Origin of the sequence: Kamptonema sp. PCC 6506 (genome assembly GCF_000180455.1) — a bacterium.
GTDB lineage: Bacteria > Cyanobacteriota > Cyanobacteriia > Cyanobacteriales > Microcoleaceae > Kamptonema > Kamptonema formosum.
In genome coordinates, this window is the sequence record NZ_CACA01000137.1 from 1 (window position 1) to 8,299 (window position 8,299).

7 protein-coding genes are annotated in these 8,299 nt (G+C 42.5%); 6 read left to right on the forward strand and 1 reads right to left on the reverse strand.

Annotated elements, in window-relative coordinates; genetic code table 11:
- Nucleotides 1-185: 185 nt before the first annotated feature.
- The 6 genes from OSCI_RS07950 to OSCI_RS07975 all read left to right on the forward strand — a co-directional run bounded on the left by OSCI_RS07950 (nucleotide 186) and on the right by OSCI_RS07975 (nucleotide 8,102).
- A complete protein-coding gene (locus tag OSCI_RS07950; protein WP_007354393.1) occupies nucleotides 186-926 on the forward strand; it encodes a DUF928 domain-containing protein in 741 nt (246 codons plus the stop codon).
- Nucleotides 927-1,159: 233 nt separating this feature from the next.
- Complete coding sequence (locus OSCI_RS07955; RefSeq protein WP_007354394.1) at nucleotides 1,160-3,220, forward strand: CHASE2 domain-containing protein; 2,061 nt, start codon at nucleotides 1,160-1,162, stop codon at nucleotides 3,218-3,220.
- Between the two features lie 327 nt (nucleotides 3,221-3,547).
- Complete coding sequence (locus OSCI_RS07960; protein WP_026103828.1) at nucleotides 3,548-4,630, forward strand: amino acid ABC transporter substrate-binding protein; 1,083 nt, start codon at nucleotides 3,548-3,550, stop codon at nucleotides 4,628-4,630.
- Nucleotides 4,631-4,803: 173 nt separating this feature from the next.
- Entirely contained in the window at nucleotides 4,804-6,009 is a 1,206-nt protein-coding gene (locus OSCI_RS07965) for an amino acid ABC transporter permease (protein WP_007354396.1), read from the forward strand.
- A 114-nt stretch (nucleotides 6,010-6,123) separates the two neighbouring features.
- Nucleotides 6,124-7,320: an amino acid ABC transporter permease gene (locus OSCI_RS07970; RefSeq protein WP_007354397.1), complete on the forward strand. Its 1,197-nt coding sequence runs from the start codon at nucleotides 6,124-6,126 to the stop codon at nucleotides 7,318-7,320.
- 5 nt (nucleotides 7,321-7,325) lie between these two features.
- Complete coding sequence (locus OSCI_RS07975; protein WP_007354398.1) at nucleotides 7,326-8,102, forward strand: amino acid ABC transporter ATP-binding protein; 777 nt, start codon at nucleotides 7,326-7,328, stop codon at nucleotides 8,100-8,102.
- A gap of 8 nt (nucleotides 8,103-8,110) precedes the next feature.
- On the opposite strand, the gene OSCI_RS07980 is transcribed toward OSCI_RS07975, so the two are convergent.
- Nucleotides 8,111-8,299: hypothetical protein (locus tag OSCI_RS07980; protein WP_039961897.1), on the reverse strand; the 189-nt coding region annotated here is incomplete at its 5' end.

An 8,299-nucleotide genomic window follows, 5' to 3' on the forward strand; every position in this document is an offset into this window, starting at 1 on the left:
ATTCTTTTTTGAACTTGGTATTAGAAGATTTATAGGCGAAATGTGTCAGGCTGAGCTAGAGTGAGCATAATATTATATATAGCTAGTTTTTTTCCAAGGCTAGCATCGTAGGAAAGTTAACGAAGGTTAAGAATTGTCGCAAGTCCAGATCGCCTAAAGAAGTCCACTTTGTAAGGTCTTTAACTATGAATATTCACAAGTTTTCTCGCCCGTTTTTGTCCCTATTGGCAGTCCCCCTGTTTGCAGGACTGACACTGTTGCCGATCGCACCAGCTACGAGTGTTACATTCCAACCTAAAGGTAGCCCCGATCGCACCGCAGGGGGCGCATCGCGCGGCTTATGTTCCCCAGCAGGAGTAACATCGTTAGGTCAAGGGCCTAAAGGGGCGATCGCAGCCTTAATTCCTGCTACAGATGCAGAATTCACCGCCGCAGCTTATCCAACCGTACTCGTCAAAATCCCCGAATTTAAATCCGTAGAAGCTGAGTTTGTTTTGTGGGATGAAAACTCGAACGAAATTTACCAAACTACCGTTACACTTAATGATAAACCTGGAATTGTTAGCTTTAAAGTACCAAGTAGTGTAGAGCCGTTAGCGATCGGTAAACGCTATCAGTGGAGTGTCGCTCTAATTTGCGATCCAGCCAACCGCCAACGAGATATCGTGGTGGGAGGATGGCTGCAACGCGCCGACGTTAATCCTAACCTCCGCAGTCAACTAGAGGGTGCAGATCTCCTACAGCAAACAAGACTCTATGCTCAAAATGGATTTTGGTATGACACTGTAGCAACATTAGCCGAATTAAAGCGATCGCGCCCTGATGATACCAGCATTGCTGCTGAATGGCAGGAACTCCTCCAGTCTGTCGGCTTAGCCGAACTTAGCCAAATACCTCTAGCCAACTGCTGTCAAGCTCAAAGTTAAAAAACAGAAGCGAAATTAAATTAGAGTAGGGTTTGGGAACAAGAAAGAAGGCTGAAGGCAAAGGCTAAGCCAGAAGGCTGCTATGCTGAAAAATTTAGTTATCTAGAAGAGCAGAATGCAGAAAATTTTATCCTGAATTCTGAATGATTTGTTTTGCATTCTTCTTCAATTTAACAATTACCAATTCCCAATTATCGATTACCCAACCCAACCTCAATTTTAAAATTTCGCTAATGAAAAATGCCGTTAAACTCCAACAGTTTATAAGTAGTTGGCGCATAGTATTATTGGTAGCTCCATCATTAGCAACTTTAATCATTGTCTTGAGGTTTTTAGGACTGTTTCAAATGTTAGAATGGGCCGCCCTTGACCAGTGGTTCCGCCTGCGTCCCCCAGAACTTACCGACCCCCGTATTGTTATAGTTACTATTGATGAAGCTTCAATTAGAAGTATTGGGCAATGGCCAATTCCCGATGCGATTTTAGCAAAAGTTATAAATAAGATCCACCAACAGCAACCCCGCGCTATTGGTATGGATTTATATCGGGACTTACCCGTACAGCCTGGCCATGAAGAACTCATAGAAGCGCTCAAATCAACTCCGAATCTAATTGGCGTTCAAAAGTTAGTAGGAGATGGATACGGGCCGGAGGTAAATCCACCTCAAGGCTTGAATAAATCGGATCGGATTGCTGCTGCGGATCTGGTATTAGATGCCGATGGTAAAGTTCGCCGGGGCTTGATTTCTCTGGAGTCTCAATCAGGTGAAACAGTGCTAGGTTTAGGTGTAAAACTAGCATTAAAATATTTAGAACGTGAGGGAATTGAGCTGCAAGAGCTGGATGCAAATAAACGTTATTATCAATTAGGAAAAGCTAAATTTATTCCTTTTGCAAAGAACGACGGCGGTTATATCCGGGCTGACGATCGCGGCTATCAAATCATGCTGAATTATAGAGGAGGGCAAAAGAATTTTAAAACCTTCTCTATGATGCAAGTTCTTAAGGGACAAATGCCTGCAAATTGGGGGAGAGATCGCTTAGTTTTAATTGGGATAACCGCAGCCAGTATCAACGATAATTTCTTCACTCCCTACAGCAGTTCATTTACTGCCTTTCCAGAAAGAATGCCGGGAGTAATTATTCATGCCAATTTAACCAGCCAAATTTTGAGTGCAGCACTGGATGGACGATCTCAGATTCAAGTTTGGTCTGAACCACTACAATCACTGTGGATTATAAAATGGTGTTTTTTAGGTGCTATTCTCACTTGGGGAGTACAGTCTCAAAAACTATTTAATCGGCGCATCGCGCGCATAAAAAAGATAGCAATTCTTGGGCTAGCAGCAAGTCTTCTGGTTGTAAGTTCATATCTATCTTTCCTACTAGGTTGGTGGATTCCTTTTGTCGCGCCTTTAATCGCTTTAGGGGGAGCTACCAGCGCTATTGCTATGTATATTACGTATTTAATCAAGCAAGCTAACACCGAATTAGCTAACTATAGTCAGGAAATTAATCTGCTCAATGATTGCCTGAAAGCTGAAAACCTCCGCATGGTTGCTGAGCTAAAAGTAACGCGCCGTCTTCAGCAAATGATCCTGCCTAAAAAATCAGAACTATTACAAATAGATGGGTTAGAAATCGCAGGGTTTATGGAGCCTGCGGATCAAATCGGAGGTGACTACTACGATGTTCTTAAGTGTGGCGATCGCATTAAAATTGCTATCGGTGACGTGACGGGACACGGCTTAGAAAGTGGAGTATTAATGCTGATGGTGCAGACAGCAGTACGAACGCTACTAGAGGCTAAATTTATTGAAGCAAAAGAGTTTTTCTCTCTCCTCAATCGCACCATTTATAAGAACTTAGAGCGGATGAACTCTGATAAAAATATGACCCTGGTATTGTTGGATTATAACGATGGGGTCTTGACATTAAGCGGGCAACACGAAGAGGTACTTGTCGTGCGCTCTAGTCACGAAGTTGAGCGCATTGATACGGTAGAATTGGGTTTTCCCATCGGATTAGTAGAAGATATTGCCGATACTGTAGCTTCTACGGAAGTGAAGTTGAATACAGGTGATGTTGTGGTACTCTACACTGACGGCATTACTGAGGCTCTGGATATCAATAAAATGGAATATGGCTTAGAGCGGCTAATTGAGGTAGTAAAGCAAAACTACGAAGCTTCTACTGCTGAAATTAGGGATGCTGTCATCAGCGACGTTCGGCAGCATATTGGGGAACAAAGAGTTTATGATGATATTACAATACTTATCCTCAAACAAAATTGACACTCCCAGGCCTAAAGGCGGTGGGATTCTTGAATCAATGACCGAACTTAACCTATTCTGATTGCTCAGATATTTTGACAATCCTAACTCGCCTGATTTGTTCGGATTGATAAAATGGCTGCGATCGCGACCCAAAAGCAGTCATCTAGACAAAATTTTAGTCAATGGCGCGTAAGTCCTGTACTTGCAATGCGCGATCGCAATTCTCTCAAAAGCCTATAAGATTAAAAGATCGAGTAAAAACCTTGAGGCTATTCTGCTAAGGTACGAGCAAACTCATTGTACCTATGGCTTTGGAACTTTCTAGCTCATTTATTATCTAAAACTATGCGTAAATGCGCTTCAATGCTACTCACAGCAATAATGATGACCGCTTCCCTCACAGCTTGCGGGGGCCCATCTGGACAAGTAGGACAGGGAGGAGTGGCGACAACTAGCTCCGCCACTCCTCAAGTTCAGAGTCGATTAGATAAGATTATTAGTCGCGGTACGTTGATTTGCGGCGTTAGCGGTCAATTACCAGGGTTTAGTTTTGTCGATGAAAAAGGCAAATACTCTGGGCTAGATGTGGAAATTTGCAGAGCGATCGCCGCCGCGTTATTTGACGATCCTGAAAAAGTAGAATACCGCAACCTCAACGCTAAAGAGCGATTTACAGCTTTACAGTCAGGCGAAATCGATATTCTTAGCCGCAACACCACTTGGACGCTTTCCCGCGACGGTTCCACCGGCCTAGAATTCGCGCCCGTCGTGTTTTACGACAGCCAGAGCATTATGGTCAAAAAAGATAGCGGTATCCAAACTTTAAAAGACTTTGCCGGCAAATCTATTTGCGTTCAAACAGGTACAAGTACCGAACAAAACTTGTCCGACCAAATGCGGAAACTTGGCATCAAATACACGCCCGTTGTGTTTGAAGATGTCAATGCTACCTTCGCAACCTATCAAGAAGGTCGATGTCAAGGAGTCACGGCCGATCGCTCTCAATTAGTGTCAAAACGCACTATTTTACCCACTCCCGATCAACACATCATCTTAAATGAAGTGATGTCGAAAGAACCTTTAGCACCCGCTGTTAGTAGTGGAGATTCCAAATGGGCGGACGCGGTAAGATGGATAGTCTACGCTACAATAGAAGCAGAAGATTTAGGTGTCAATTCTCAAAACATCGATCAACTAGCAACAACTACAACAGACCCTAATGTAAAACGTTTGATCGGAACAGAAGGAGATTTAGGAAAAGGTCTCGGTCTACCTAATGATTTTGCACTCCGCACTATCAAAAAAGTTGGCAACTACGGCGAAATTTATGACCGTAATCTTGGCCCGAGCAGTACACTTAAGCTAGATCGCGGACAAAATAGACTGTGGAAAGATGGCGGTTTACTCTATTCGCCACCATTTCGCTAAGTAGAAGGCAGAAGCCAGGAGGCAGGAGGCAGAAGGCTTTAGAATGTAAGTTGGGTCAAGCTAAGCGAAGCCCAACTTTTTGTTAACAATTAACAGTTAAACAATTAACAGTTAACAGTTAACAACTAACAGTTAACAGTAACTACTCAAGACTACTTATCATGGTGTAAATTATGAATGATCGGGGTCGTAATTTTCCAAACTTACTTAATTTTAGATCTTTATCTAAATTGTTGCGAGATGATCGATTCTGGAAAGTTGCCGGTCAAGCGATCGCAGCGATCTTGGTAGTAGTATTTGCCGCAATTATTTGGAATAATCTTACTGCTAATTTGCGACAGTTAGGCATCAATTTAGGCTTTGACTTTCTTGGTTCCCAAGCATCCTTTGACATTGGTGAGAGCATTATTCCTTATAATCCCTCTAACAGTTTTGCTCAGGCGATGTTAGTAGGTTTAGTAAATTCTTTTCGGGTAATGGGTGTGGGCTTAGTTACCGCCACAATTGTCGGATTAACAGTCGGAATTGCCAGACTTTCCGACAACTGGCTAGTGCGTAACTTAGCAACTATCTACGTCGAGATTTTACGAAATACACCATTGCTACTGCAATTGTTTTTCTGGTATTTTGCAGTTTTTATTTCGCTACCAAGACTCGAAAGTAGTACGCCATTCTTAGGCTCATTTTATTTGACAAATCTGGGTATAGCTATCCCTTGGTTAACAGGTAATCCAGGTACAGGATTATGGTTAATTTTACTAGCTGTTGGTATTTTAGCTGCGGTTTGGCTGTGGCGATGGCGGACTCGTGTTAGGCTAGAAACAGGCGCGGCTGGCAGACAATTTATCTGGGCTTCCGGTGCAATTTTATTAACAGCAATTATAGCTTTTATTATTACTAGAAATCCACCTTTTACCCTAGATATTCCCAGAGTAATAGAAAGGACACAACTAGAAGGTGGATTGAAACTAACTCCTGAATTTGCCACATTGTTAACAGGATTAACCCTTTATACTGCCAGTTTTATTGCTGAAATTGTGCGTGCGGGAATTCAATCAGTACCTCAAGGCCAATGGGAAGCAGGAAAGGCTTTAGGATTAAAGTCGGGATTAATGATGCGCTTGGTGATTTTACCTCAAGCTTTGCGAGTTATTATTCCGCCGTTAACCAGTCAGTATCTCAACTTAGCAAAGAATTCTAGTTTGGCAGTTGCCATTGGCTATCCAGATGTATATTTTGTCGCCTCCACTACATTTAATCAAACAGGGCGCGTAGTCGAAGTAATGTTGCTAATTATGGTGACATATCTTACGATTAGTTTAAGCATTGCTATCGTGATGAACTTATATAATAGAAGCGTGCAAATTAAAGAAAGGTAAAAACGAATAACTCAGCAGGAATGAAGTATTCCGGCAGATAATTTATGACTTGCAGTCTTCAGACTTTCTACCTCAATACTTTGTCCCTCATTCAAAACCACCAACTAAAACCAGATGGAATCCGCCCCCTTATTACCACCAGTCAGCGAATCGCCTACGCCTTGGAATTGGGCGAGGAAAAACTTATTTAGTAGCTGGTATAATAGCCTGCTGACTGTTATTTGCTTAACTATCATCTTCCAATTCCTGAAAGGATTTGCGATTTGGGTAACAACAAAAGCTCAATGGCGAGTAATTGAAGCAAACTTACCGCTATTTTTTGCTGGTAGGTTTCCCCGTGAATTACACTGGCGGCTGTGGATAATCGTGGGAATAATTACCTTACTGGGCGGCTTAACTTGGGGGAATTTTAATCGGCAAGTTAGCCTCTGGAATCACCCTTTATTAATTGTGCTAGGTGCAAGCATTACTGCTGCATTACTTTTTCCTACTGACTTAACATCGCGCCTCTGGCTATTAGGAAATATAATTATTGCCGCTGCCAGTTATAGTTTTGGTAGACAAATTAATCCTCAAGTAATGCGCTGGTTGCCGCTGAGTTGGGTATTTTCGTTTCCTGTAATTTTGTGGTTAATTAAAGGCGGTTTAGGTTTAAAAGAAGTGCCGACAAATGACTGGGGAGGGTTAATGTTAACTCTATTTGCCGCAGTTGTTAGTATCGCCCTTTCTTTTCCCTTGGGAGTATTGCTGGCACTTGGACGACAGAGTAGTTTGCCAGTGGTCAAATATTTCTCAATATTATATATTGAAATTGTCCGAGGTTTGCCATTAATTGGCATTTTATTTTTAGGACAAGTAATGTTGCAGTTTTTTCTGCCGCCAGGTGCTCCAAAGTTAGATCGGTTAGTGAGGGCAATTGCAGCTTTAACTTTATTTAGCGCTGCTTATTTGGCAGAAAATGTGCGGGGAGGGTTACAATCAGTACCACGCGGACAGATAGAAGCCGCGCGATCGCTTGGTTTAAATACACCCCTGGTAATTTTATTAATTGTACTACCCCAAGCTTTACGAGCAGTAATTCCGGCGATTGTCGGTCAATTTATTGGGTTATTTAAAGATACTTCCTTACTTTCTCTGTTTGGAATATTAGAGTTAGTAGGAATATCTCGCACAGTTTTAGCAAATCCTGCTTATTCTGGTCGCTATGCGGAGGTTTATGTATTTATTGGTGTTATCTATTGGGTATTTTGTTACTCAATGTCATTGGCAAGTCGCAAATTAGAGCAAACTTTAGGTGTAGGTCAAAAATAAAAATTATGGAAAATCAAACAACAGCAGTAGACACAGAAAATTCAATTAATAAAGAACCGACGATCGTAGCAGAAAATGTCCACAAATGGTACGGTCAATTTCACGTACTGCGCGGCGTTAGCATGACGGTAAATCGGGGCGAAGTCGTTGTAGTGATGGGGCCATCAGGTTCGGGAAAATCTACTTTTATCCGCACTTTTAATGCTCTGGAAGAATACCAACAGGGTAAGATTACTATAGATAAAATTGAACTTTCCCACGATCTTCGCAATATTGAAGCAATTCGTCGGGAAGTGGGGATGGTGTTTCAGCAATTTAATCTTTTCCCCCATCTCTCGGTGTTAGAAAATGTGATGTTAGCGCCTGTATGGGTGCGGCGGCGACCGAAGAAACAGGCGGAAGAAGCGGCGATGCAACTGTTAGAAAGAGTGGGGATTTTGGCACAGGCGCATAAGTATCCGGGCCAACTTTCCGGGGGTCAGCAGCAACGAGTTGCGATCGCGCGAGCTCTGGCGATGCAGCCTAAAATTATGCTATTCGATGAACCGACATCAGCTTTAGATCCTGAGATGGTGCGGGAGGTTTTGGACGTGATGCGCGGTTTAGCTGACACGGGGATTACAATGGTAATTGTTACTCACGAAGTTGGTTTTGCTCGTGAAGTTGCCGATCGCATTGTCTTGATGGCTGATGGGTTATTGGTGGAGGAGGCTACGCCGGAGGAGTTTTTTCAAAACCCCAAGGAAGAACGCACTCGTAAGTTTTTATCGCAGATTTTGTAGTCAAATTATCAAACGCGCTTGATTATTTTTGGGTTGTTGATTGTTTTGGGGACGATTTTTTTCCTCAAGGTTTGGTTAAGATGTTGCTGTAATTGCCGATATGCTTCTACTTGAGCCTCTAAAGAACGAGATGTACCCATATAACTCAGCCACCCCCGTGTTTGCTCTTCATAAGTAATAATTGTAGTAGCTACTAC